Origin of the sequence: Petralouisia muris (genome assembly GCF_004793545.1) — a bacterium.
In the GTDB taxonomy this organism is placed as follows: domain Bacteria; phylum Bacillota; class Clostridia; order Lachnospirales; family Lachnospiraceae; genus Petralouisia; species Petralouisia muris.
Genome location: NZ_SRYA01000066.1, coordinates 1 through 24,134, shown reverse-complemented (window position 1 = coordinate 24,134; position 24,134 = coordinate 1). Strand labels below are relative to the sequence as shown.

General features: G+C 42.3%; 24 protein-coding genes and 1 pseudogene. 5 read left to right on the top strand and 20 right to left on the bottom strand.

Going from position 1 to position 24,134, the window contains the following annotated elements; all coding sequences use genetic code 11:
- Positions 1–60: 60 nt before the first annotated feature.
- The 4 genes from E5329_RS22365 to E5329_RS22350 form a co-directional block, all read right to left on the bottom strand.
- Positions 61–375 (bottom strand): hypothetical protein, encoded by a 315-nt coding sequence (locus tag E5329_RS22365; protein ID WP_135991530.1) that lies wholly within the window; start codon positions 373–375, stop codon positions 61–63.
- Between the two features lie 255 nt (positions 376–630).
- A complete protein-coding gene (locus tag E5329_RS22360; protein ID WP_135991529.1) occupies positions 631–1,995 on the bottom strand; it encodes a DUF11 domain-containing protein in 1,365 nt (454 codons plus the stop codon).
- Positions 1,996–2,018: 23 nt separating this feature from the next.
- A complete protein-coding gene (locus E5329_RS22355) occupies positions 2,019–3,470 on the bottom strand; it encodes a hypothetical protein (protein ID WP_135991528.1) in 1,452 nt (483 codons plus the stop codon).
- 123 nt (positions 3,471–3,593) lie between these two features.
- Positions 3,594–4,196 (bottom strand): hypothetical protein, encoded by a 603-nt coding sequence (locus E5329_RS22350; protein WP_135991527.1) that lies wholly within the window; start codon positions 4,194–4,196, stop codon positions 3,594–3,596.
- Between the two features lie 581 nt (positions 4,197–4,777).
- Here E5329_RS22350 and E5329_RS22345 point away from each other — a divergent pair.
- Both E5329_RS22345 and E5329_RS22340 read left to right on the top strand, forming a co-directional pair.
- On the top strand, positions 4,778–5,305 hold the full coding sequence (locus tag E5329_RS22345) for a sigma-70 family RNA polymerase sigma factor (RefSeq protein ID WP_135991526.1): 528 nt from the start codon (positions 4,778–4,780) through the stop codon (positions 5,303–5,305).
- Positions 5,306–5,419: 114 nt separating this feature from the next.
- Complete coding sequence (locus tag E5329_RS22340) at positions 5,420–6,058, top strand: hypothetical protein (protein WP_135991525.1); 639 nt, start codon at positions 5,420–5,422, stop codon at positions 6,056–6,058.
- A 298-nt stretch (positions 6,059–6,356) separates the two neighbouring features.
- On the opposite strand, the gene E5329_RS22335 is transcribed toward E5329_RS22340, so the two are convergent.
- The 3 genes from E5329_RS22335 to E5329_RS22325 form a co-directional block, all read right to left on the bottom strand.
- Positions 6,357–6,626 carry a hypothetical protein gene (locus tag E5329_RS22335; protein ID WP_135991524.1) on the bottom strand — a complete coding sequence of 90 codons (270 nt, stop codon included), beginning with the start codon at positions 6,624–6,626 and terminating at the stop codon, positions 6,357–6,359.
- A 440-nt stretch (positions 6,627–7,066) separates the two neighbouring features.
- Complete coding sequence (locus E5329_RS22330) at positions 7,067–8,230, bottom strand: hypothetical protein (RefSeq protein WP_135991523.1); 1,164 nt, start codon at positions 8,228–8,230, stop codon at positions 7,067–7,069.
- A gap of 759 nt (positions 8,231–8,989) precedes the next feature.
- A complete protein-coding gene (locus E5329_RS22325) occupies positions 8,990–10,147 on the bottom strand; it encodes a hypothetical protein (protein ID WP_135991522.1) in 1,158 nt (385 codons plus the stop codon).
- Between the two features lie 1,465 nt (positions 10,148–11,612).
- Between E5329_RS22325 and E5329_RS22320 the strand changes: the two genes are divergently transcribed.
- From E5329_RS22320 to E5329_RS22310, 3 genes are all read left to right on the top strand, one after another.
- Positions 11,613–12,185, top strand: coding sequence for a tyrosine-type recombinase/integrase (locus E5329_RS22320; protein WP_135991521.1), 573 nt, complete (start codon positions 11,613–11,615; stop codon positions 12,183–12,185).
- A gap of 109 nt (positions 12,186–12,294) precedes the next feature.
- A complete protein-coding gene (locus tag E5329_RS22315) occupies positions 12,295–12,534 on the top strand; it encodes a hypothetical protein (protein WP_135991520.1) in 240 nt (79 codons plus the stop codon).
- On the top strand, positions 12,524–12,835 hold the full coding sequence (locus E5329_RS22310; protein WP_135991519.1) for a type II toxin-antitoxin system RelE/ParE family toxin: 312 nt from the start codon (positions 12,524–12,526) through the stop codon (positions 12,833–12,835). Before E5329_RS22315 ends, E5329_RS22310 begins: the two co-directional genes overlap by 11 nt.
- 32 nt (positions 12,836–12,867) lie before the next feature.
- Here E5329_RS22310 and E5329_RS22305 read toward each other — a convergent pair whose 3' ends face one another.
- The 13 genes and pseudogenes from E5329_RS22305 to E5329_RS22245 form a co-directional block, all read right to left on the bottom strand.
- Positions 12,868–15,078, bottom strand: a complete 2,211-nt coding sequence (locus E5329_RS22305; protein ID WP_135991518.1) for a hypothetical protein — start codon at positions 15,076–15,078, stop codon at positions 12,868–12,870.
- Positions 15,068–16,114 carry a hypothetical protein gene (locus tag E5329_RS22300; RefSeq protein WP_135991517.1) on the bottom strand — a complete coding sequence of 349 codons (1,047 nt, stop codon included), beginning with the start codon at positions 16,112–16,114 and terminating at the stop codon, positions 15,068–15,070. Before E5329_RS22300 ends, E5329_RS22305 begins: the two co-directional genes overlap by 11 nt.
- Entirely contained in the window at positions 16,111–16,662 is a 552-nt protein-coding gene (locus E5329_RS22295) for a hypothetical protein (RefSeq protein WP_135991516.1), read from the bottom strand. Before E5329_RS22295 ends, E5329_RS22300 begins: the two co-directional genes overlap by 4 nt.
- Positions 16,663–17,263: 601 nt before the next feature.
- Positions 17,264–17,728 (bottom strand): annotated as a pseudogene (locus tag E5329_RS22290) (AAA family ATPase); the annotation flags it as partial.
- A gap of 145 nt (positions 17,729–17,873) precedes the next feature.
- Positions 17,874–18,347, bottom strand: a complete 474-nt coding sequence (locus tag E5329_RS22285; protein WP_135991515.1) for an RNA polymerase sigma factor — start codon at positions 18,345–18,347, stop codon at positions 17,874–17,876.
- Positions 18,348–18,413: 66 nt separating this feature from the next.
- Complete coding sequence (locus E5329_RS22280; protein WP_016221133.1) at positions 18,414–18,857, bottom strand: sigma factor-like helix-turn-helix DNA-binding protein; 444 nt, start codon at positions 18,855–18,857, stop codon at positions 18,414–18,416.
- Between the two features lie 491 nt (positions 18,858–19,348).
- Positions 19,349–19,537 carry a cysteine-rich KTR domain-containing protein gene (locus E5329_RS22275; RefSeq protein WP_135991514.1) on the bottom strand — a complete coding sequence of 63 codons (189 nt, stop codon included), beginning with the start codon at positions 19,535–19,537 and terminating at the stop codon, positions 19,349–19,351.
- 19 nt (positions 19,538–19,556) lie between these two features.
- Entirely contained in the window at positions 19,557–20,417 is an 861-nt protein-coding gene (locus E5329_RS22270; RefSeq protein ID WP_135991513.1) for a DUF4097 family beta strand repeat-containing protein, read from the bottom strand.
- Positions 20,418–20,428: 11 nt separating this feature from the next.
- Positions 20,429–21,133, bottom strand: a complete 705-nt coding sequence (locus E5329_RS22265; protein ID WP_135991512.1) for an ABC transporter permease — start codon at positions 21,131–21,133, stop codon at positions 20,429–20,431.
- Positions 21,127–22,050 (bottom strand): ABC transporter ATP-binding protein, encoded by a 924-nt coding sequence (locus tag E5329_RS22260; RefSeq protein ID WP_135991511.1) that lies wholly within the window; start codon positions 22,048–22,050, stop codon positions 21,127–21,129. The genes E5329_RS22265 and E5329_RS22260 overlap by 7 nt, the downstream gene beginning before the upstream one ends.
- A gap of 183 nt (positions 22,051–22,233) precedes the next feature.
- Positions 22,234–23,172, bottom strand: a complete 939-nt coding sequence (locus tag E5329_RS22255; protein WP_135991531.1) for a sensor histidine kinase — start codon at positions 23,170–23,172, stop codon at positions 22,234–22,236.
- A gap of 4 nt (positions 23,173–23,176) precedes the next feature.
- Positions 23,177–23,866, bottom strand: coding sequence for a response regulator transcription factor (locus E5329_RS22250; RefSeq protein ID WP_016221139.1), 690 nt, complete (start codon positions 23,864–23,866; stop codon positions 23,177–23,179).
- A complete protein-coding gene (locus E5329_RS22245; RefSeq protein ID WP_016221140.1) occupies positions 23,859–24,056 on the bottom strand; it encodes a helix-turn-helix domain-containing protein in 198 nt (65 codons plus the stop codon). Before E5329_RS22245 ends, E5329_RS22250 begins: the two co-directional genes overlap by 8 nt.
- Between the last annotated feature and the right edge of the window lie 78 nt (positions 24,057–24,134).

Sequence of the window (24,134 nt, the reverse complement as noted above, 5' to 3'; positions counted from 1 at the left end):
CCAGCCAACAATAGTAACTATAGATATTGCTTGTGCGATTAATTCTGTAGTCATGACAGATCACCACCTTTCTAACCGCTTTATTGAGCCCTTTAGGTATGTAGCCATAATAGCCCGGCAGCAGCCACTTACATCCGGGTTTATACTGGCGAGCTGCTCGGCCATCATGCCCAGGCTGCCAATGTTTTGCATTGACCCTCTAGCAAGCTGAGCGGCGAGTTTGTCCTGCCCGCCATCAAGCACGGCTTGATCTACCATCATGTTGGCAGTATGTTTTGCCATCCAGCTCAGACTGCGCGGCATGGGGGTGTAGTTAGTGGCGGTTTCTATGACTGTGTCGTCATAACCGTCCGGGTAAATGTTTTGTTGACTCATAAGAATGTCCTCCTATCATTGATTTTTGATAGTAAATATCCATATTGAAAGGCTGAATTATAAGTTGCCCTTGATGCGGATTTTCCTATCTAATATACATAGGACGTTTTAGGAAGATTTGAGTAACTAAAAATAAGAAAAATATAAAAAAGTTCAAAAAAATAAGCTCATTCGATGCGATAAAGCATACAGAATGAGCTTATTAAGTTATCTGATGAAATCTAAATTGATACGCGTAAAAAATCCTCCAAAATTTTATTTTCGTTTGATAATTTTGAGGAGTAACACAATACTACATATAATGCAAAAAATAAGTAACACAGAAAGTACAGTTATTACAAAATATCCTGATTTTTGAACTATCACAACAGCATACCCCGCCTGTGATGTAGAACCAACGTTAGCCTGTCCCCAATTTACTAATGTATTTTTTCCATATTTTAAATCAGAATCGACTACTTGAGCCGTAAAAGCGATGGATGCATTTGAACCACCGGAGTAACAGCCAATATCCACACCGTGAGTTGCAATATTATCGCCTGATGTTAGGGTTATCCATTCCCCGTCAGTGCTATCGTCATAAATTTTGGCCGTACCAAGAACGTACTTTAGACTGCTTGGCAGGGCATCACTAACCGTAACGTTATTTTGGATTTTGTTGTCATCGTTGGTTTTAGCATCCATGTTCTTATAGTCAATGCAAAACTCAACCTTGTCACCAACTTGCGCATTGATGGACTCTTTCCAGCCATCCTTGCCCCCACCTTCTTTGCGAACTTTGACTTCGGCCGCAAACTCATAATCAAACACCGCCTTCACGCGAATCGTAATGTAGCTAGAGTACTCATAGCACCCCGGCACATTACCATCAAGGGCATCAAACCCAATCAATTGACCATCCAAAGTACCGTCAGCCTTTTGCTTCAAGACGATATCATCGCCAAGTGGCTTACCAGTAACAGTGTGGCTGTTAAGAAGAGCTTTCAGCTCATCGCCGGATTTGCTCTCAATTTCAGCGGCCGAGATTGGATCAGTCGTACCAGTTGCACCACGGTTATAGATCATTGCTGAACCAAAAACGTAGTCTAGGTGGAATGAAGTGTTGCTATAAAAGCGAACGTAATCCCAGTATTCTTTTGGAGTTGCGTTATCCGACTCAATAAAGCCGTTTACTTCAACTTCTTGTTTGCCCTTTGCGTTGGTCTTGCTAGCGCCAATACCGCTAATTGCGACCTTGGTGCCAGTAGAGGTGCCAGCGATACCCTTCGGGCTGTTGTTGTGGACGTAAAGACGAACAACGTATTCCTTGCCATCTTCGACAGTGATGTTGTTGCCCTGCCAATAATCATGAATGTCGGCATCGGCAGGCAAAGCGGATACAAAATTCAATTCGCTACCTGTTTCGAGAGATTTTCCATTATGTCCTGCCACAAGCGAATTAAAAGTAATTACGTCATCCAGTTCACCTAAATCGGAATCATCAAGCGTATAAGTCTGCCGTCCTTTGCCTCCCGGAGTGCTGTCTCCCCAGGCAAAGGAGACAATAGGCCTTGACACTGCCCCTACCAAAAACGAAGCAATGAGGCAGACAATAAAACAAAAACTTCTAAATTTATTCATAAAGCCATTCCTCCTGAAATCCCTTATTTGTGTTCACCGTTTCCATCATCGGGGTTCATGCCATTCTTGGTTGCTATATTATTCCAATATCCATCAACAGTGGTGGGCGGATCCACAGTAACGTCTACCTCAACGGATTTAGCATTTCCGCCGCCAACCTCAATTTTAGTAGTATTATTTCCTTCCTGCCAATCTTTTGCCGTGACAATTAAGTCATCCACAGTCGCAATATCAGTATTTTTGCTAATATAGTTCAAGTCATTTTCGTCAGCATCGTGAGGGTATAATCCTACCTTTATTTTTTCTGATTGGTTAGGCCGCAGAGTAATGTCCTTATTGAAAACATGAATCATCTCGATTTTAGGAGTGCTGTTCTCATTGGATGTTTCTGCCAACTCATTAGAATTTCCGTGTCTTAAGGCATCGGCAATTTGGAATAATGACACAGAAATCATAACCATACCAATTATGGCTATTACAAGTAAAGGTACAGAAACTTGCTTTTTCTCAAAAATAATCCCAATCTTTCGGAAAACGTTATGTATATTATATGTATTCTTTCTTCCAGAACGCCGCTTTTTCTTTTTGTCCGTTTTTTTATGGGCAGTAACGTCCCCTAATACCTCCGTGTTACCAGGGTTTTGTTCCTGGTCATCCGATTTTTTAGGAGTATCATCCGAAGAATCTTCTGTTTTATTTTCATCTTCAGAAACTTCGGTAGTTCTAGATGATAAAGTGTCATCCCCGCTTGTTGAAATACTAGTTTCATCTATGTCGTCCAATGGTTGAACACCTAAAATTGGTGTTTCATTTGTATCCTGTGGAGTAATATTTCTTTCTGAAGATTCAGCATCCTTTGTCGAATCTATATTTACGTCAACGTTTTTTCTCGGGTGTCGTAAAGACGGTAATTTATTGTCGGGAATACCTTTCCCATTTTTAATTTCGCATTTATAATATTCAGATAGTGACTCTGAATACTCATTGCAATCACTGTTATTATATAATTCATCTGCGATGTTATCCACTACTTTAACTTCCATTTTTCTTAAAGATTCCGCCATGTCATCCTTAATGGATTCGATAGTTTTATTATCGCCACACAAAGCATAGGTGCCTTTTTTATAAAAAGCAATATAGTTACTTTCCTGAACAAATCTAAGGCGACGTTCATTGCCATCCTCATATCGGTCAAACCCCCTCAGTAACCCCAAAGACGCTAAAAAGATATCTCTTTTAATACTTATCGCCAAAGGAGCTTCTTGGGAAAATTTTTTTTCAGCGACTCTAATAAATAAAACTTCCAATTCAGCATTAGACATTTCTCCCTGAAAGTTTAATCCCCTGCGGACATCGTAGATCTTCTCAAAATAGTCACCATTGATAAGTGCATGCATACTTTTCTTAAATTTTTCAGGATCTATCTCAGCATCCCTTGCATGGAAGCTGATGTTCTTTTGTCCGCTCCACATCATACACTTCTTGCCTCCCCTCCAAATAAATAATTCTAGACGATCATGGCATGCCAAAATAATCTTTCCAGTGAAAATCCGCAGAGGTTTCTGCGGATTCCAATAATCTATCTACTACCATAAAATTTACCACAGATATTCTGTCAAAATTACTTTGACTCCGTCATCGTCCTGAAAGTCGCCCTTGCCTATAAATTCATAGCTTCGATATTCGGATGGAAGGAACTTGATAACACTGTGCTTTCCGTCTTCTATATTGACGATTGTACTTGAAGTCCCTCCTGTCGGTAGGATAGTTTCAAATCGCAGCCTCATCCAAAACCGATGCGGAAAATCATCAATAGCCAACATAGCAAAGCCACTTGATTCCGGTATCGAAATCAACTCATCTTTCTTTCCGGCTTTTCTGAGATCCGCCTTTTGATTGTGCAGCTCTGGATTTACGAAATCGAATATAATATGCAGATCATTTACCGTTACGGTACAGAGCTTCCAGCCAGGCAATTTGCCGAAAAGAATATCATACCAATTATCCGGCACATCATCACAATGACATTCTTTAAATACCTTTATCAAAGAATCCATATCACTACATTCTTCAACAATCATTTTAATTCCAGGATTCTGATATTCCTCATCTGCATCTCTGTCGCGAAAGACTTTTGGAAGACACTTATTTGTAATAACGTATCCTTCACCAAGCACCTCTTCTTTTTTAATAATATCCATAGCTATTCCCCCTTCTATTGATTATTGCGCCATCACCCTTTCTCCGAAAAGAAAAAGTGAATTCCGCAATAATCTGGGGAACAGATAGTGTAGTAGATTATCAAAGTGCTTAGACGAATTAGTCTATTTTATTCATTGTAGCATAGATTCTTCTATTTGTCAATAGTTTTTGTGCATTTTGCTGTATATTTGATAGGTTTTTTGGATATTTTTGTGCAATATTTTCTGTCCTGGAACTTCCTGGAGGTTCCAGGATTCTGGAAAACAGGGGAGCAGCATGCGATAATTATATCTAAGCAAAGAGCTCTGCTTAATAAACCAAGTAAAGGTGGTGATAGCACAAGCAAGTATTAACTTGATAATCTTATTAAAACAGCCGTCAGTAGCTGTCTAGGTAAAATACTGGAAAATTTGGCCAAATAAGTAACTTTTTAATATAGATGAGGAATGATCCGCAGGAGACATATAAATGGTTGAGGGAATGCCATAGTTTGGCATTCCCCTGCCAACTTTCATCTCTACGGATCATCAGAACATCAAAAGGACATATGGCTCCTGCGGATCGCAGAAAGGAGTCATATATGGCATCAGAATGGTACGATTATAAGGAATACAAAGACTATCTCTATATGTTATGGAAAAAAGGAGAATGGAATAATCTGAGTCGAGATATCCAACGCTTTTTATGGAATGAGAAACAGAAATTGTATGGCGGAGCGAATGCGGATATGGAATTTGGAGGCATTGATGAAACCACCCTGTACGATTTGCAGCCAAATGATGATGGCGACAAAAAACCTAGAAAAAAGCGTAAAAAGGGAAATTACCTGCGCGCCTATTCCATAGAACAGGCAATGGAAGATGGGATTGATTATTCGTGTCCATTTACGCCGGAAGAGTATGTTGTAAAAAGCGAGCAGTATGAAGAACGATACGCTGCTATTACTACGCTAGATGATTTTGATAGGAGCATTATCGAGATGTATTATTTTATGAATATGAAGGAGCAGCAAATTGGGCAAGAGCTTGATATTGTACGGTGGGATGTCAACAATCATAAGAGGAGTAGTCTGAAAAAAATGAGGAGGATTTTAACAGAAAAACAGTAATTTCTTACTCAAATATCCAAAAGATGTCCTATGTATTATAGAAGGGTATATTTCTCTAGCGGTGAATGTACCGCTAGAGGGATGCCCCTCAATAAAAACCAGGAGGTAAAGTACATGAAAACAAACAACACCAAAAAGAACAGAAATGACACCAGGAGCGCAAAAGTAAACCGGGATCAGAAGAATTGCAAAAAAGAACCGTATATTCCCGACCTGTTTGACAAGCCAGCGATTGAAGTGGCAGAAGTCGGAGTGCCACTCGATATGGAGGCCTGCCCAGGTACGGACAGCAATGAGCCGACATTGGTAGACAAGGAGCATTATGGCAAAATATACACGGTAACAGATGGTTCATTTTATACAATTAGATTAGGTATTCACTCTAGTTCCCTGGGGGTTGGCTCCATGAATGAAGACTGCGCAGTTGTCTGTGCTATCCCCACTACATCAGATAAGACTCAGCGGTTGATGGCTTTGTTTTTCATTCCAGAGATTTATCCTGTAAAATTCATGGATGCTATTTGGCTTCATGCAAAGAACGATCGGCAATTTAAGTTAGAGTACGTCTTTGGCAGTGCCGCTTTAGAATCAAATAACGACTCTAGAGCGTTTCCTTTGCGTCATGACGCAATAACGGAGGAGGATGATCATATTATGATTCTGCAGAACGGGATTGAAGGGGAAATCCCTGCTTTTTGTACTTTTGCTTATGATTTTATTAGGTTTCAGGTTAAAGTTGTATTTGAAGAGTAGATCGCTGGTCGCCAATCATGATGCGATCAGTGCTGGAACCATCTGAGGGAAAGCAATACCGTGTACGAAGAAGGATGAGCTATTCTCATAATGCCCGGTGTGTGCGGCAACGGTGATAATACTCATTCTGCGTATTATGTTGCTTTTCAGTAACACTCATTAGGAAATACTCACTTTTATCCATCACAAGACAGAGCGTAGAAATCAATTTTCTGCGCTCTGTTAATTATACTATGTTACTCTTCATAGATACTCCGACTAAAACTGTGGATGGCAGGATCATATAGTGTCCAAAGGGCTACCTTATTTGCGTAGCTCGTTTGAGGATGGAACCAAAAACTTCTTTGAAAATTATCAGTTCCATCTCGCTGTGTGGATATGTAGCCGGTATGCCAGTATTGACCAAAAAGTCGCAAAGCTGCCCCAGCTCTTTTTTAGAGATATTATCGATACCGAGAGCCATAGCGGTTATAAAAGCGTCATTATTTCTTGCCTGACGGACAAACTTCTTGTGAAATTCGTCCTTTGCCATCTCCTCTACCTTGCGCAGGCATTCGTTTCTGTCCATAAAATGCACCCCCTTTCTAATCTCTGCCTTTGCAAACAATATCCCAATTAGGTACAAAGCTTTCTTACAGCATTTAGCTTTCTTACAGCATTTAGCTTTCTCACCCCTCCCGTACCACACAGCGAACGGCAAAACCGTAGCCGCGGTAATGATGATTCTTAAGACCAATACTTGTCGGGTACGTAACTAGACCGTAGCTATTAGTGGCGGAACCAGCTACATTCGACCACCAGTAGCCATGTAGAACTCGTACATAGATGTTACCGTATGAGCGGTCATAATAGCCCGTACGGAGAAAGTTGAGAGGCTCTCTCCTCATTCATGGTTATGATTATAGCATACCAAATCAGAAGTTCAAAGTACCATGGGCAGCAAAATGGGCGTCAACCTCGTGACACCCATCAATGCAAAACTAGATAGAATACAGAACGATACGCGGCTCACCATTCGCTCTTCGGCACATCTAAATTATAAATCACCAAATCCTTGCCTAAGTTTAACCCATCAGGTGACAACTCATATACGGCTTTTTGCCTCTTAGTTAATGTTATATTCCGCAGCTGTTGCGTCTTTTTAATCTTCTTAATAACTCTATGATTCTTTTTCCAGCGACAGTATGGCGTATCCGCGCTCCATGTTTCAAACCCCACATAGCCATCATAAGGGCAAAACTCGCCAACTTCCACAACGGCATAACGGGTTTTCCCGGAATATGCCTTCATTTTAATTTTTACGGCCTCGGCTACGTAACCCTCATCGGTCATTCCCTTAATTTGATCATACTCTCCTATACCGAATACCGCACACATTTTGCAGGCTACCTTAGTAAACCTACGCGTATGTCCGCAAGCCTTTCGCTGGTATAAATATTTAAAGGCAGTTTTATCCGTATTGCCATCCGTATACGTCATGGAGCGTTTTCCCCATTCATTTTTTTCATTCGCTCCTCCAACTTCCAGCACCACTCTCGCCTTCATCGTTTCCGAGAGGTTTCGGAATTTGGTCTTCTTGAGGTATTTGCTCAGCTCTCTAAGGTTTGCAATTGTTTTTTCTACGTCCTTCGTCAACGCCGCGCGAGTTTTATAATTCACCTCGTCGACATATACCTTGTCAGTATTTACTACGCTCAACAAGTACTCTGATTCCTTCAAAGCTTTATCGACGTAAGCTTTAAAATCCTTGTATTCACGTCTCGCGAACTTAATGCCATAGATATACTCTTGGCAATCAGCTTTGGTGACATTGAAGCTTGTATATCCTCCGGATGTCTTCGGATTACGCCCACCGCTAACGCCGAAGTACAATGAATCCTTCATACAAATCGGGAAAATATTAAACCCTTCATCCGTACAAGTCGCCACCTTCTTGCTCAGCTTTTGGAATTGCTTTATGAAATTTTCCTCACCTCCTTTGATGCGCAACTTGAAGGCTTTGCCCTTCATCAACTGCTTGTGAACTTTTTTGGCGGTATTTTGATCGACCTTCTTGACCGTAATGGTCGGGGTCTTCGCATTCACTTCCATTTGCGGAGAAAGCAACCCAATCGCCATCGCCAATCCAAAAACCATCAACAATCTGCTACAAAACTTTCTCATCACCTTCATGGTAATCCCTCCTCGTCTCGCCTCGTTAGTAGTCACATTCAATGCATATCAATTTTATATATCCAACACACGTAAGGTATTTTGCGCCGGAAATTTAGTCAAGGTCGGGCGGACAGCCCGTCATATTCAGCCTTGACGAGATTTCCGCAAGCAAAATACAATTATCACACGCAAAAATCAGAAAATAAAAGCAACCAAGAAAACTTAAATAACAAAAACATAGGGGACAGCCTTGTTCCCCAGTCTCCCAAACACTATGCCAATACAATGTAACGTATGCGCGCTTGCGCGCAGTTGCTAAATTTTGTCTAGAAGTGTTGTATGGTTATAGGTTTCCTTATCAAATAGTTTCCCTGCCTTTAATATGTAAAAATCCGCCTTCGCAGGCCGGATGTAACACTTTCCCAATTATGTTACATTTTGATAGTGAAATTGTTATGTAAAACCCCTTGTCTTTGGTGTTTTTATCGTAATACAGGCAAAAATCTATTTCCGGCACTGAACAATTACGGAAAATCAGTTGTAAACCACTTTGGAAACTGATAAAATAGTAACCGTATTGGGATAATGTTACATTACCTGCAAAAGCAGGGTTTATTTGGGCTCAAGCTAATCTCATTATAGGAGAGTATGTCAGATGCTTAAATGCAGAATTTAACCGAACCCCCGGACAATCCGGGGGCTTTAGGTGACAGCAAAACCAGCCCACTTTTTTCATGGACTGGTTATTGGAGGCAAACTGCCTCAGAGAAACAGGACTTACCATTCCGACCTATCGAGATTAAATTCATAAATCGTCAAGTTAACCGCATCGCCAGATGTAGTGCCGAAGCTAACATTGATACCATCTACGGCAATTTGCTGTCTTATTGTCTTAGCTTTGGCAATTTGCCCTATCACCCTATCGCTTTTACGACGTTTGCGGTATCGTACGAGAGCTTCTTTTGTTTCATAGCTAATTTGTCTGCGAGTAGACCTAAGCGTACCGTACCTGTAAACTCCGTACCGTGTCTTTCCGCTGCGAGTTTTCATTTTAACCCACACCATAACGCCATTCGGTTGTGACGACTCTTTTACACAACTAAAATCGCCAATGTTATATACTGCACATATCTTACAAAGAGTATGCGCTATATAAAGCTCTCGGCCGTAAGCTTTTCTGTTATATAGGTCTTTAAAACTATTTTTACGTTTAAAACCCATATCCTTATGCTTCATTGAGGTTTTTACCCAGTCATTAGCATCAACGCTCCCACCTATCTCTAATAGAATCCTAGCCTTCATAGTCCCGGGCAGGTCGCGAAGTTTTGTTCTTTTTAAGTACTGCTGCAATTCTTCATATTCAGAAATGACATGATTCAGTTTCTTGATATATGTCCTTTTTGCCGATTCGCTTAAGAGCCACGTCGATGTGTCATCCTCAAGCGTTTTTAGCGTTGATCTCGATTTTGCGAGAATCTTATCGACATACCTCTTCAAAGCCTCGTACTCACGCTTGGCAAATTTTATGCCATAAATATACTCCTGACAGTAGCCGCTCTTTACAAGGAAACTCGTATACCCGCCTGATTTTCTCGGCTGGTTACCTTGCTGGTCAAAGCCGGCGGTACCATAATAACCTGCATCCTGCATACAAATGGGAAAAATATTAAACCCTTCATCCGTACAGTTCGCAACCTTCTTGCTCAGCTTTTGGAATTGCTTATAAAAGTTTTTTTCACCTCCTCTAAACCGCAGTTTAAACTTTTTTCCCTTCAAAAGTTGCTTGTGGACTTTTTTGGCAGTTTGCTGGTCAATTTTTGTGACAGTAATCGTTTTTAGCTTGCTTGCGGCTTCTGCCTCCGGCGGACAAGCCATGAACAGAATCATAAAACTTATCACTGTCAACAATGTCAAAGTTACTTTCCTTGTTCTCATGATAGTTCCCTCCTGACTGTTAAAATACTTGGTCTTGGCAGACCAGTGTTCCGATTGTACTATCACTTGATAAAAGGAGCAATTATAAGCTCTTTGGTATGCCGAGCAACCACAATTATTGAACTGTATTTCACATTTTTATATAAATATAATCCAGCGCATCCAATGATAACTATAGCTCATTGACATTTCTAGACGGAAAAATACTGCATCTGTTCAGCATTTTTATTTGTATCTACCCGACAATCCCCCCACGTTGACAAACTGTTTTAAACCATGCAATTTTGCCCGCTGTAGTTTCCTTTTGCTGCGTTGTTTTCAGTCAACGATGTTCCACATCGTTTCCTTCAAATGCCTTGCACAAGAAAATTACAGATTACGCAAAATGTGTATGTAAAAATAAATGATACTCTAACAAAAAATCCGTTATACATAAACAGGAGCTTCCTCTCCTGGTATATAGCTTCATAGAGGGGCTTAATTTTTGGGTGGGGTGAATAGGCGGAACTAACTGGAATTCCGTATCTATTCGAATCGAGGAGAAATATAGCGCAAGTTTGCGCTGGGCCAACAAAAGCGTGACCAATTCCTAAGACCCGAAGTAAGATACTTGAGAGACCGGCAATTAGCGCCGCCATATTTACATTGTCATCCACTAAATAGTCACGATACAAGACAGCTACTTTAATCGTCCCGCGTGTACGTCCGACCGCAGCCATCACGATAGCAATCGCGAGAACTATCATATACGGCGCCACCGTAGCCACCACCGCCACCGGGAACCGCACAGCTACCTCCCCGTCTCGGACCAAAACGTTTTTTTGCGTCGGCACAGCAATCCTCTCGTGCCTGCCAACCTTTTTTTGTCCTCGGATAGCACCTACCGCACCATGGGCACGGAGCATAATACTTATACTCGATCTCGGACAAAATCCAGTCATAAATATAGAAGGGGATGCAGGTCACGATTCGAAAAAGTATAAAATGCTCACTCCATTTTCTACGACGTTGTCTAGAATTAGCGTATTCATTATAAGACGGCATCTCGAAATTCGCCATGTACGCCACCACCTTTTCTGTAAATTTACCAGCTTTCGCTCAGTATTGATAAGACATTGTATTAACTGTCCAAAAATCCGCCCTCAGGGGTCGGATGTAACAGAATGTTTATTATGTTACATCTGGCAGATAACTTAATGGCTAAATCCCATAAAATGCCGTTTTATCACTAAATTCACGCCTCATTAAAAAGAAAACGGCGCAGGAATTACTAAATATTGGCAGATAAACCATGCTTGTTGTAAAAATTTGGGGACGGTATTTGGACAAAAATAATTTTTTCCTTGAATCTTGTCAATCTTGATGTTAAAATAGGTTACAGTATAAACAAAATGTTACGAGTGTCCTCTTGTTCTTGATAGGTTATACTTATTTCTATCAAAGAAAAAAGGGGGCTTTATTTATTATGGCAGCAACAGAACCAATCAGGGACAAGAAACAGTTAAAGGAACTTGCAAATTATTTTTTGAAGAAAGGCCAGCTGCGTAATTATACACTTGTGTTGATGGGGACATATACCGTTCTTCGGATTAGCGACCTGCTCCGGCTTAAATGGTCGGATGTGTATGACGAAGAAAGACAGGCATTCCGTACTCATATTACCGTGACAGAAAAGAAGACCAAGAAAAAGCGCACCATTGCTTTAAACCCACAGCTGCTGGGCGCACTCAAGCATTGTTACCTCCACCGCCGGGGCGATTATATTTTTGCCAATAACCGTAAAGAGCCAAAGGCAATCAGTCGGGTGCAGGCGTGGCGGATTATCCATGCCGCAGTAGTGGAACTGGGGATTATGGGCAAGATCGCCTGTCATTCTTTGCGGAAGACTTGGGGATATCATGCAATCACAAACGGGGATGTATCACTGGCAGTAGTTGTAGATATCTATAACCACAGCAGTTACGAGACTACCAAGCTTTATCTCGGCATTAGACAGGATGAGCGAGACGAGGCGATACTTAAGATGACATTGTTCTGAACCCACAACAGATATTTTTTAAAAGTGTTTATATTCATGCCGTAAGATGTTATAATAGTTTTAATAGGATTATGCCAATTTCATATTAGAAAGAAGGAGGAGAGCCGGGATGAGTACATTAGAAAACACGATTTCCATGCTGGAAGTGCTGCCGGAGACCGATCTGATTAAAATCCAGGATTACGCCAAAAGCCTGTTCAAGCAGCGCGGGGCAGAGTATCCATTCCCATTGCTGGGCGAAGAGGATATCATCAAGATTGCAGAGACTTCTGAACGGCAGATTGCCAACGGCGAATGCAAAAACGCCAAGGATTTTCTTTCAGATCTGAGGCAGGAATATGGTATATGAAGTTATTTTTTCAGCGGAAGCACAAGAACATTTTAGAAAAATTCTCCATTATCTGATTTATGAACTCCAAAGCGACCAGGCGGCGTCCAGGGTTGCAGATGATATGGAGGAAACCACAGCAAGGCTTTCCACTGTGGCTGGCAGCCTTAAGCTGTGTGACCATCCCCGCTTGCGGGCTTTAGGATATCGGACAATTCATTTCAGACGGCATAAATATTTTATGCTGTATAAAATCGCAGGCAACGAAGCACATGTCCTCGGAATCTTCCATGACCTGCAGGATTATGAGAACATTTTTTAGATATAAATGCTAAAAGTAAAGTAATAAGATACTTAATATCTCGGAGCCAGTTCCCTGGAGTAAACATCCGTATAACTCGACTGGTATCTTCCAGCCTGTGCAAAGGACCATAGATAAGTCAGTGCGCTGAGGTTAAATACTTCACTAGAAACGTTCTTGTTGGACCGGTCACCGTGCGAACCAGTAAAGCTAACAAGATTATCCGCCCCGAACGTACGACGCAATTTGACTGAGTTCGCAATCACTGGACCATTGATTTGTAGCTGATTATCACAAGTGGCATTGGCATTACGGTTCAAGCTCCGTGTCTCAGTAGTATTATCTTGCCAACCCTTACAGGTATCAATATCACCGGTAGCAATTAGCCAGGCATCAAGTCGAGTTACGCTTGGGTCGATTGCGATATTACCATCAACGTAGATTACCACTTGTGGCAGTTCGTAGATATTCTCTTTCTTGGCGCTATCTAGGGTTACATTGCCATTGATTGTTAGAGTGCCATTAGTCCCGCCTGGGTTGAAGTAGAGAATTTGCGTGCCGGCTACACCGCTAGCACCGGAATAGGTCGTCGCCGATTGATTTGACACATCGTTTGTAGCGCTGCCCTTGAGATATGCTGAGAGTCGCGTATCGTAAGAAGAATTATAGTTAATCCCCGAGTTTCCAAGCGCGCTGCCACTCGACTTCAAGCCATCATTGGAGATGGTCAACCAAGCCATATTCCAGTTGTTGCCGCTAACTAGACCAGGCAAACCAGCACCATAAGCCCCACTTGAAGCGAAGCGACTTATATTACTACCCGCAACCGCTAGGTTTTCTGCCCAGGAGCCGTAAGTAGTCTTATTACCGTCGTCATTCAATTTTGTAGGCTGGCCGCTATTCGCATCGTTGTGGCGCGGAGCAGTTGAAGAGACGATCCCTCCACCCGAGAAGATGCTGCCATTCCAAATCGCAAAGTTGGGTTTCTTGGCAATGGTACGGCAAGCTGGACTATAGTTGGTCCAATAATCTTTGCCATTGACGTGCGTCCAAGTTGCTGCGTCATCGGTAAGATTTTCTGCAGTCTCACCCTTAACGACCCCATACCAATAACCCCATTTATAACCGTAAGAGTTACAATACTTGGCGCCAACGTTATCAGGTACAGCGATATTAATCTGCTTTGTAAACGCACCGCTTGAACTTGGTATTTTCTCAACCTTGATCCCGGACAGACCATCGGTGTTTTCTGCCACGCTAAGACCATCACCGCTAAACTCGGCGCAGGTAGTGCCACCAAAACCAATCAGCGCGGCTTTGGACCCGAAGTAGGCACATGGGGCACTCGGCTGGTGCGCCATGTCACTGTTCATGGCGGCAGCACTCGCGACATCATCCCGCACCACGAAACCGACTGCAGAATAATCCGTTACCCGGCGAGTTGGAACCGACTTGGCTTCGACTTTCCAACCGATATTCGTCTGCTCACCAGCAAACATTACATCAGCATTGCTACTACCATTGTTCTTCGGGCCGTATGGATCCGGATCACCACCTTCAGGTGGATTCTCCGGGCGAGTAATCTCGATACAGGCTTCGGAATCCTCGGAGTCACCATTGGCTTGTGGCGTTCCATAGATCCACTGCGGGCCAATTGACCACGGACCAGTCCAAATTAATTTCTCGGTAATTGGCGTAGTATAGCTCTTTGGAGTGTATTTAATCTTGTGGCAGACTCTGTAGGTCTTGCCAGGTTCCATGCCGGAAATAGTATAGGTATTACTTGCGACTAGCTCATTTTGATTCTGAGTATTCTTATCTATACCAGCTTTGTAGGTACCATTTTCGCTTTTAGAGTTCTCGGTAACTTTACCGGTATCACCAGTTAACTCATAGCTAAGGCTCGTAGATGAGCCGACATAGACCCAGCCACCGACGCAAGTTATATTCTCTCCGGAGCCTACGGTGTATGCACATGAGTCCCAATAGCGCCAAATATTTCGATTGCTGTCTTCAACGCTAAAACTCATGTTATGTGAAAGCGTGAACTGCAGGCTATCGCTATCGGTACTGACTTTGAGACCAACGGCTTTGTCCCAGTCGGAAGTCTGCTTGCCCGGATCATATCCACCGAGCTGCGAAGAGGCATTGGGAACTTCAACACTGGAGTTGGCCTTAAATTCGTCGGTGGGTTCCTCTGGTTTGTCGACATGGCTAACATTGACACAAGCCCTGGTGTGTGCACGGCCAGCCTCATCTGTCACCCCCCTCGCTGTTATTAAACTTAAACTTGGTAGGCTCTACTGTCATGGTATGGCAATATTCATCGCCAGCATTAACGGTATAGTTGACACTCCCTACCTTTTCCTGTTTATCCGTAGTTTCCTTAGCAGGGATTGCCCACAGTGTTTCGCAAGTCCATTTGCCATCACAGGCATCATACTTATCACCTGACTTACCACCTTTTACATCCCAATATAAATCAAGAGTAATCCCTTTATACTTCTTTGCTTTTTGCTTAACAGCTGCCCAGCCATCACTCGTATTTTTATAGTACTGATTATGCCATATTTGACCGGATATTTGCGAAGTCGAAGTCTGTACGGAAACCGTCATCGCCGCTGTCTTTTCAAGCGAATTATCGTAATTTTTTGAACCCACATCAGCTCCTGTTTTATCGCCACTTACGCCTGAGACGTTAATACTGGAATCGGCTTTTATGGCACCAGTCCTTGGGTCAGGATCTTCATTACCGCAAAACCAAGTCGTATTTTCCCAAGATGTATTTCCATCAAAAGCTGATCTATAATACTCATAAGCTTCTTTTGCGTCAGTCCAGTCTTTAGTATCAGCCAAAACAGTCGGTCCGACAAACTTATACCAACCGGTTGAATACGGAGGTTGGACTTGGGCTACATGTACGTTCTTATTGGGGCGATCGAGTACTTGTTTCCCTTGGAAGGAACCATCCCCATTCACCCACTCATACGCTAAAATCCAAATCCCCTCGACATCCTCTTCGGCACAAGTATTCGCCGGTCCACTATAGTTGGCTATAGAAGAGACCTGAGAGAGCGTATAGTATCGCCAAGATACGCCAAATTCTCCACAGAAAGTAGAATGGCCATTTAATCCTCCGCATGGGGTGCTTGCTGGAGGTTTACCCCCATTCGCGCCGGTTACATTGCCGGCCGATACACCATGGGAGAAGAACATTATGCCGCTCAAAACAGCCAACGAGCAAAAAATCGTACTCAATACGCCATATAAAATAGTTTTTCTTACATTAGACACTCTCATTGCATACACTCCTGTTTACTGCACAGTTGCTGGATTTTTTCTCCTTCAATCCTAAACGCCTCCTGGGCTTTTTCTGTATCTCCATTACTGTCGTAAACGGCATACAGAGTTGCATAATATGTTATCTGATCTTGCAAGCTTAACTCATCAAGGTTTATTTCATCAGTGAGACTTATGACCTTGTCATAATCTGAATTTTGATACGCAAGCACCATCGCCGCAATTCGGATTGAGCCCGCCTGTGCCTCCCCTTGTTTTGACTGTACGGCATTATCTACAGCTTGAATAACTTTCTCCATACCAGCAGCGTTATCGGAGCCATTATCCGAACCTGCATTATATATCTTTTGGAGTTGAGCTACATAATTATTTACTGCCTCATTCCCCATGCCGTCATCATTATTTGTGTTGTCGTCCAAAACTAGCGAAGTTGTAGTACCCTCATCATTGGAAGAATGTATTAGAGTAACTACCGCCCATATCGACACGGCGAGGACAATAGTACCGAATATGCCAAGAGTAGTATAGAACCATCGGGGTCGCCTCATTTATAGTCCCCCCCCAGTTTATTTGTACAAAATCCGACAGATGCTGCTGAAGTCATGCCCACAGGCTGTGAATATGGGGCATCTGTGGCGCTCATTTCCTCCTGGAACTCGTTCATGGTTATGATTATAGCATACTTTATGCTGCAAATAGAAAAATAGATTAGCTTAGTTGTGGGAATGGTTTCGTTCAACTTTCTCCGTACGGGTCACTACAATCGCTCGGGTGGCAACATTAACGGGCACACTACGAGCGGTAACTGGTGGTCTACTACTGCTGGTCTTAGTATGGATGGTCACTACTTGAATACGTTCCCGACGTATGTCGGTCCTCAGTATAGCTATTCCCGTGGCTACGGTTTTGCCGTTCGCTGTGTGGTACGGGAGGGGTGAGAGAAGAGTAAACTCATACAAAAATCAGTTAATGCTTTTGGTGCAAAATGGTGCATCGTGTAAAATCACTCTCAAAACTTCACCATCTTCACAGTATAATTCCCTACTCAAGTTCCTACTCATTTGTCGTCATCAACCATAAAATGAGGCGTTCACCCCTATAAATCGGGGCAAACGCCTTATTTATTTTGTATCAAACGTGACGTGCTAACTTGATAAGGGAGATGTCCCCGTAATCGCTTGCATAGGCGTTGTCTTTGGATGCGGTGCGGACTTTCTGCAAGGTGTCAATGACAATGAGCCTGCTGTCGAGGTATTCTTTCAGATAATCCTCCAACTGCACGATAAGACCGTCTGACAGCTTATCGCTCGCCACGGCAAAGTGGAGCCGCCCGCTCGCTTCGTCCGTCAAGCGGAACAGCCTGTCCTGTATGCGGCAGAACGTGTCCTCAAGGCAGAGGTAAAGCACGTCGCCCTCCCGTGTCGGCATATCCCACAAGGGGATTCCCTGCGACACGCAAAGGCAGAGCTTTAACATGAGCCAGCTCTTGCCGATTTTCTGTGCGCCGCAGAACAGGGTTAAGCCCGTGGGTATCAGACCGTCCACCACAAAGGATGGTTTTTCAAGCGGCTCGTAGAGGAGCGTGTCGGCGTTGACTGTATGAAGCTTCTGCATGGGATTCCTCCTTTCGGGCGGTGTCTTTGGTTTTGTTGCACATAGACGTGACCTCCTTAAATAGATTTACTCCCACGGAAAAAGTGAGAGTATGTAATGCCGCCAGTCCCACGCAAAACAGATTTCTTTTTTCGGATGGTGGCGGTCACGGTTGGAGATACTTCCTCATTTCCGCCTTGACTTTCTCCCTTGCGACTGAAACAGACTTCTGGACAGCGGAAGCGGTGCAATGCTCCATTTCCCCGATTTGGTAAAAGTTAAAATCATACTCGTAATAGAGCAGGAAACGCCGCCTTTGTATCTCTGGCAGTCGGGCAACCGCATTGTAAAACAGTTCATTCCGTTCTTTCTCAATCATGCTTTCATCAAGCGTTTTAGGCACTCTCAACGCACGTCTGTAAAGCGTTTCGTCCCATACCTCGTTAAACTCCCTGTGCCGCTGGTTCCATTGCTGAAGATTCCTGTTCCTCCTTTCCATCTGCCGAAATTCAAGAAAGAGTTTCTCGGACACTTCTATCTCGTGGTGTTCCCCCTGCCCGTCCTTAAAACTGATAAAATACCTTGTGCCGCTTTCCGTGGATTCCTCCCGAAGCGTATATGTCTTTGCCCCGTATGCCATTTCCTTTCCTCCCGAAAAAAATTGAGCGGGAGGATTGCCCTCCCACCCAATAGCCCGTGGAAATGGTTAAATTTCCCCGAAAGGATAAAAAATAGGCTTCAATTTTTTACGGAGCCGTTCAAGGCGTTTGTAGACCGCCCTCTCGGTAAGCCCTGCCACCGCCGCAATCTCCTTTGTGGAATATCCCTGCATTTTCAGCAGGAGAATGAGCAGGGTATGCTTGTCCACCGTAAGAAGTGACTGATACAGTTTCTCGTCCTCAATCTCGTCCAGCAAGTCCGCAACGCTATTCGGCTCTGCCTGCTGTTCAGCGTCCGCCACTCCCTCAAGGTATTCGCCGAAGTCGCTCGTCCATCGGTAAAACCGCCTGTTGGAATTAAAGTCCGCCCTGTCATCCATGCGGATTTGCTCAATGACCGCTTCATCAACGCCATGCTCACGCAGCACTTTTTCCTCGGCTTCTTTCCAGATACGCCATTTCCTGTCCTCACGTCCGTGGTTATATGCCATTCCTTATTTCCTCCAATCTGAATTTTTGAAAATGTAAAAAATCCAGATTGGGAAGGCGGCGAACGACAGCCAACAGCGGAAACAGCCCTGTGGCATAATCTGATAAAAAACGACAAAAGAAAAACCGCAAAGGCTCTGTGACCTCTGCGGTTATAGGAGATACATATTCTGTTAAGTGGAGATTCTACTTCTGGTTTCATGGTGAGAAGTAGCGTTGCATAAGCAGGGATTTTTTTAACTGGCTTCCTGCCAATCCCCGATATGCTATGTATGTATAAATTCTGCATTGCATGAGCAGATGGATTACTGCCCGAAAAAAGAACATAAAAAACCCTCCAAACTTCAAAAACAGGTCTGGAGAGTGTCTGTTAAGTCTTTTCGGGCATAGCATAACCGCCCACCAATACACCGTTTTTTTATATGGTGGGCGTTCGCCTTAAAACCTTATGAAATAAAACAAAGCCGACAAACTGTGATTTTATTTCACAAATTCATCGGCTCTGCGTCTGTGCGTCTGGCTCTTTCATAACAACTACTTTTAACGATTTTACATTAATTAAACTTTCCTGCCTGCATTTTGGGCAATACAGAGGGAAGTTCTTTATTTCTGTATCTTCCCTTATTTTCATGCGTGTCTTATTTTTGCATATAGGGCAAAATATCCAATGATACCGTTCCATATCTTTCTACACTCCAAAACTATTTTACAATTACTGTTCCGCTGTTGCTCATGATAGATAAACTGTTTTCGCCCTTTCCGATGCTCCCATCTTTGCATCCGTCTGTATCGGTACTGAATTCCGCATTTTTAAGCTGTACGGTTACATCGTCCGAGCCACTGGATATATGGCAGGATAAATTATCTGGCATCGCTTCATGGGTCAATGATATATCTCCCGAACCCGTTTCTACAGACAGGGAATCATAGCTATTTATGTTGCTTATATTCACTTCGCCAGATTCTGTCGAAACAGCAGCCTTTCCAATAACTGTATTTTTCATGGTAACATATGCGGATTCTGTATTGATATTAGAATCCGTGCATGAAGCGTCTGTTATTTTAATATCGCCTGAAAGAGATTTTATTTTTGCACTTTCAGCTATGAAATCAGACATCGTTACATAGCCAGACTGGTTGTTCAAGGACAAAGTGGAAATGCTGACCGCTTCCAACTCCATCTCTCCCGAACCATTGTTAATGGCTAAGGAAAAAGCATTATCTTTAGGAATATACAATATTATCTTCCCTGCTTCGCCAAATGAGAATTGCTCCGCCAGATTTTTGTCCGTATCATCATCCTGCTGTACCATTAGTTTTCCATCTTTCTGCACAACCTGCATATCACGGTCATCTTCGACTTTTCCCTCGCAGGCTATGTGTACTTTGTCATCGCTGGAAGCCATCACTTTTAAATTCCAAGAGGAAATATCCAATACAATTTCTGAAATACCTTCCGCCGAAAATTCCTCGTTAGAATCTATTTTTTCTTTATTCCCGCATCCGCATATGCCAAAAGCTATCACTAAAATCCCCGCTAACAGTATTCTTTTCATATTCATAACCCCGCCCCCTACATTAAATCTTTGCTTTCCACATTTACGATTGACAAAGCGGCAAAAAGCAAAGAAATAGCCGTCAAAATAATGGGAAATACTGCGTTGCCTGCCATTGTGAAATCGCCAATGTTCGCCTGTGTGAGAAAAATCAGCAAAAATGAAGTGACAATCGTTGCTTTTGAAGATTTTAAAGCCATCCCGACAAACAGGGCAATAAAGCTCATGCTGACGATTACCACTGATTTTAGTATCAGTTGTATATAAAATGACAGGCTGCCTATTGAAAAATCAACAGCAAAGGATGACTGCATAAATTTTGCCCCAAAGAACACGCACATATAAATCGCCAGTTTTGTTAAAATGAGTGCGGCAAAATTAAAAGTCCAGACCGCAATCATTTGGGAAGCTAAGATTTTCTGCCGCTTAATAGGGTAGGAAAACATCAGATTCATGGTCTTGTTTTTGTATGCGCTTACAATAAAGGATGCCAACATTACACTGGTGTAAATAAGAAAAGCCATGCTGGTAAATAATTCGATAGGAGCGGAGATTACATCTGTCCCAGGCGCAGCATCCAGTGTCCCGTCTGGGTCGTTGGCAATGCCCAAAAACGCTAACGCAAAGACAAATAAGCCAAGCAGAGCCGCCATAATGATTACGCCCCCTAAATATTTCCCGATATTATTCTTTTTCCATTCAAGTCTGACAAGCTTTAACATGATTTTCCCACCTCCGATGTGATTTTTAAGAAATAGTCCTCCAATGTTTCGGTATGTTGGCTGATGGAAGCAATCTCTACATCATTTGCCATCAATTCCCTCGAAATCTTTTGTGTGGTGACACCCTGCTCATAAATACGAATCCCCGAATCGTTTACGATTTTAAAATTACTTAACTGCATTTTTTCAGCTAAAACATACGCCGCTTTCTTTGTATCCTCTACGGCAAGTTCAATATACGCCGTATTTGTTTCTGCAATTTCTTTCATGGATATTTCTTTCATCATCTTTCCATGATGGATAACGCCAACCGTATCGGCAATACTTTCTATCTCTGGGAGAAGATGACTGGATATCATAAGCGTCATGCCATACTCGGTACATAGCATCCGAAACAAATCTCTGATTTGCTTCATTCCTGCGGGGTCTAAACCGTTTGTCGGCTCGTCAAGGATAACTAACTCTGGCTTGCACAATATGGCACGGGCAATCCCCAGACGCTGCTTCATTCCTAAAGAATAGCTGCCCGCAGGCTTATCCGCCGCATCAGAAAGCCCAAGCATCTGAAGAGCTTCCTCCACGCTGCCCTTGTTGTAATACCCCATATACTCACAATGAAGCTGTAAGTTGTCCTTTCCGCTCATATGGTCATAAAATGTAGGAAATTCAATGATGCTTCCCATACGCTTCAGCACCTCGTAAGAAGTTTTTTCCAATGCTTTCCCAAACAGCGCAACCGTGCCGCTTGTCGGTTTCCAAAGGTTGGTAAGCATCTTCATCACCGTGGTTTTTCCTGCCCCGTTCGGTCCTAAAAATCCATATACCTCACCTTTCTTTACATGGATATTCACATCTGTGACTAACTGTTTTCCATCTATCGTTTTGCTTAGATGGCTTGTTTGCAAAATATAAGACATTTTTTGCCTCCTTTCCTTAATGTTGCCAGCTTTTTGGCATAGAGGGATACCCGTAGGGTGTTTCCTTAGTAACGCCTTTCTCGGACGTAGCAATACGCCCAAAGGTGTTTTATGAATATCATTATAGCGATATAGATTTTCAAAACTCTTGACTAATTCTTACGAATTTCTTTCGCAGGGAATTTAATAAGTTATTTTTTTGAGGCTTACTGTAAAAGTTGTTTTGACATTCGCTATGCTGTCTAAAAATATATCGCCCTCTAATTGCTTTGCAAGATTCTTCGCAATCGTTAAGCCTAATCCGTTCCCTTGTATTTCCCTGTTTCTGGAATCTTCCATTGTATAGAGCCTGTCAAACACATTCGATGCAAATTCCTGTTCAATCCCTTTCCCTTTATCAACCACATCAATATATACATTGCTCTTGTCTTGACGCAAAAAAACTCCTAAATATTTTCCGTCGGAGCCGTAGCGTATTACATTTGACAATAAATTGTATAAAATCCTTTGCAGGGCTTCTTTCTCCCCCTGCACAAAAATAGCTGTTTCTGGAATAAACAAATCAACATCAAAATCTTTCTGCAATAAAATATCATAAAACTCCAAAACATTCTCCCTGCATATCTCGTTGATATTGACTTTGCCAAGATTTATATTTGTATCGCCAGATTCCAGTTTTGCTAATGTAAAAAACTGATTGATAAGATTCATAACTTGATTCGCTTTTGTTTCTACTTTTTTCAACATCTCATTATCTGCATGGTTCAAACGCATAATTTCCAGATAACCCAATATGACCGTTAGAGGTGTTTTTATGTCATGGGAGATATTCGCCAACATCTTTTTAGATGAAATTTCTTCCCTTTTAAAATCTGCCCTTATTTTTTGGCGGTCTATCAGCAGGCGGTTGATTTGTCCCCCTAATTCCATCAAAACAGGGTTATCCGTAAATACCATTACTTTCTCGTCACTTCCAGTTTCTAAAATTTCCTCCAACTTTTTATTCATCCTTTTTATCTTTGCCTGTATTCCCCTGCCAAAAATAAAACGCTGGTATAAAACCACAAGGAATAATAAGCAGACAACAACTGCCAAAAAGAATATGATTGTTTTATCGCTCATCATTTCACTCCCCCAATTTGTATCCGATTCCCCATACCGTAATCACATACTGCGGTTCACGGGGATTATCTTCTATTTTATTCCTCAATCTGCTGATATGGACATTGACAGCATTTTCATCACCATAATAGGTATCATTCCAGACAAGGGAGTAAATCTGTTCTTTCGTATATACTTTCTTTGGATTCTGCAATAACAGCTTTAAAATTTCAAATTCTTTTGATGTAAGCTCTATTTTACAGCCGTTTTTTGTTACAGAATACTCATTCAGATTCATGACAAGGTTTCCCGTTTGAAGTATTGGCTGCTGTTCTGTGGCACTTGCAGCATACTGTGTAGTTCTTCGGATATTTGCTTTTATCCTTGCCAATACTTCTGTGACGGAAAACGGTTTCGTTATATAATCATCTGCTCCCAAACCTAAACCAAGCGTTTTATCAGAATCGGTATCTTTTGCCGAGATAATAATAATCGGGACAGTGCTGTTTTCTCTGATTTTTTCCATGACTTCGATTCCGCTTATCTGAGGAATCATCAAATCAAGCAAAACCAGACTGAAACTATCCGAAAAGAACCTGTCAAGGGCACTTTTGCCATCATACGCTGTAATTACCTCAAATTTCTCTGTGGTCAAAAAATTCTTTAGCATGGTACTGATTTCCATATCATCTTCAACCAATAAAATCTTACTCATTGTCCGATTCCTCCTTATCTCTTTTCTTAAAACGCCCATCTTTTGGCTTTGATGCAGTCTTTGGAATCAGCCACACATTGCTGATTCGCATTACATCGGGGATTCGGTTTGTAGCACATAATACCTGTATTCTCCGTTCGGACAATCCCCATTTTTCAGCCGCTTCTTTTACATTCATGTAATCAAACATTGAAATAACCTCCTTCATAACTGGTGTACTCTCGGAAACTCGAATCCCTTGTTTTATAAGGCTTCAGAAATTTCCGAA

What these genes read in the sequence shown, in the direction of transcription:
- E5329_RS22360 (WP_135991529.1), bottom strand. Translation starts at nt 1,995, where the DNA reads ATGAATAAATTTAGAAGTTTTTGTTTTATTGTCTGCCTCATTGCTTCG.
- E5329_RS22345 (WP_135991526.1), top strand. Translation starts at nt 4,778, where the DNA reads ATGGCATCAGAATGGTACGATTATAAGGAATACAAAGACTATCTCTAT.
- E5329_RS22300 (WP_135991517.1), bottom strand. Translation starts at nt 16,114, where the DNA reads ATGAGAGTGTCTAATGTAAGAAAAACTATTTTATATGGCGTATTGAGT.
- E5329_RS22285 (WP_135991515.1), bottom strand. Translation starts at nt 18,347, where the DNA reads ATGGCATACGGGGCAAAGACATATACGCTTCGGGAGGAATCCACGGAA.
- E5329_RS22315 (WP_135991520.1), top strand. Translation starts at nt 12,295, where the DNA reads ATGAGTACATTAGAAAACACGATTTCCATGCTGGAAGTGCTGCCGGAG.
- E5329_RS22255 (WP_135991531.1), bottom strand. Translation starts at nt 23,172, where the DNA reads ATGAGCGATAAAACAATCATATTCTTTTTGGCAGTTGTTGTCTGCTTA.
- E5329_RS22265 (WP_135991512.1), bottom strand. Translation starts at nt 21,133, where the DNA reads ATGTTAAAGCTTGTCAGACTTGAATGGAAAAAGAATAATATCGGGAAA.
- E5329_RS22245 (WP_016221140.1), bottom strand. Translation starts at nt 24,056, where the DNA reads ATGTTTGATTACATGAATGTAAAAGAAGCGGCTGAAAAATGGGGATTG.
- E5329_RS22330 (WP_135991523.1), bottom strand. Translation starts at nt 8,230, where the DNA reads ATGAAGGTGATGAGAAAGTTTTGTAGCAGATTGTTGATGGTTTTTGGA.
- E5329_RS22350 (WP_135991527.1), bottom strand. Translation starts at nt 4,196, where the DNA reads ATGGATATTATTAAAAAAGAAGAGGTGCTTGGTGAAGGATACGTTATT.
- E5329_RS22335 (WP_135991524.1), bottom strand. Translation starts at nt 6,626, where the DNA reads ATGGACAGAAACGAATGCCTGCGCAAGGTAGAGGAGATGGCAAAGGAC.
- E5329_RS22355 (WP_135991528.1), bottom strand. Translation starts at nt 3,470, where the DNA reads ATGATGTGGAGCGGACAAAAGAACATCAGCTTCCATGCAAGGGATGCT.
- E5329_RS22310 (WP_135991519.1), top strand. Translation starts at nt 12,524, where the DNA reads ATGGTATATGAAGTTATTTTTTCAGCGGAAGCACAAGAACATTTTAGA.
- E5329_RS22325 (WP_135991522.1), bottom strand. Translation starts at nt 10,147, where the DNA reads ATGAGAACAAGGAAAGTAACTTTGACATTGTTGACAGTGATAAGTTTT.
- E5329_RS22270 (WP_135991513.1), bottom strand. Translation starts at nt 20,417, where the DNA reads ATGAATATGAAAAGAATACTGTTAGCGGGGATTTTAGTGATAGCTTTT.
- E5329_RS22260 (WP_135991511.1), bottom strand. Translation starts at nt 22,050, where the DNA reads ATGTCTTATATTTTGCAAACAAGCCATCTAAGCAAAACGATAGATGGA.
- E5329_RS22250 (WP_016221139.1), bottom strand. Translation starts at nt 23,866, where the DNA reads ATGAGTAAGATTTTATTGGTTGAAGATGATATGGAAATCAGTACCATG.
- E5329_RS22295 (WP_135991516.1), bottom strand. Translation starts at nt 16,662, where the DNA reads ATGAGGCGACCCCGATGGTTCTATACTACTCTTGGCATATTCGGTACT.
- E5329_RS22365 (WP_135991530.1), bottom strand. Translation starts at nt 375, where the DNA reads ATGAGTCAACAAAACATTTACCCGGACGGTTATGACGACACAGTCATA.
- E5329_RS22320 (WP_135991521.1), top strand. Translation starts at nt 11,613, where the DNA reads ATGGCAGCAACAGAACCAATCAGGGACAAGAAACAGTTAAAGGAACTT.
- E5329_RS22280 (WP_016221133.1), bottom strand. Translation starts at nt 18,857, where the DNA reads ATGGCATATAACCACGGACGTGAGGACAGGAAATGGCGTATCTGGAAA.
- E5329_RS22340 (WP_135991525.1), top strand. Translation starts at nt 5,420, where the DNA reads ATGAAAACAAACAACACCAAAAAGAACAGAAATGACACCAGGAGCGCA.
- E5329_RS22275 (WP_135991514.1), bottom strand. Translation starts at nt 19,537, where the DNA reads ATGGAACGGTATCATTGGATATTTTGCCCTATATGCAAAAATAAGACA.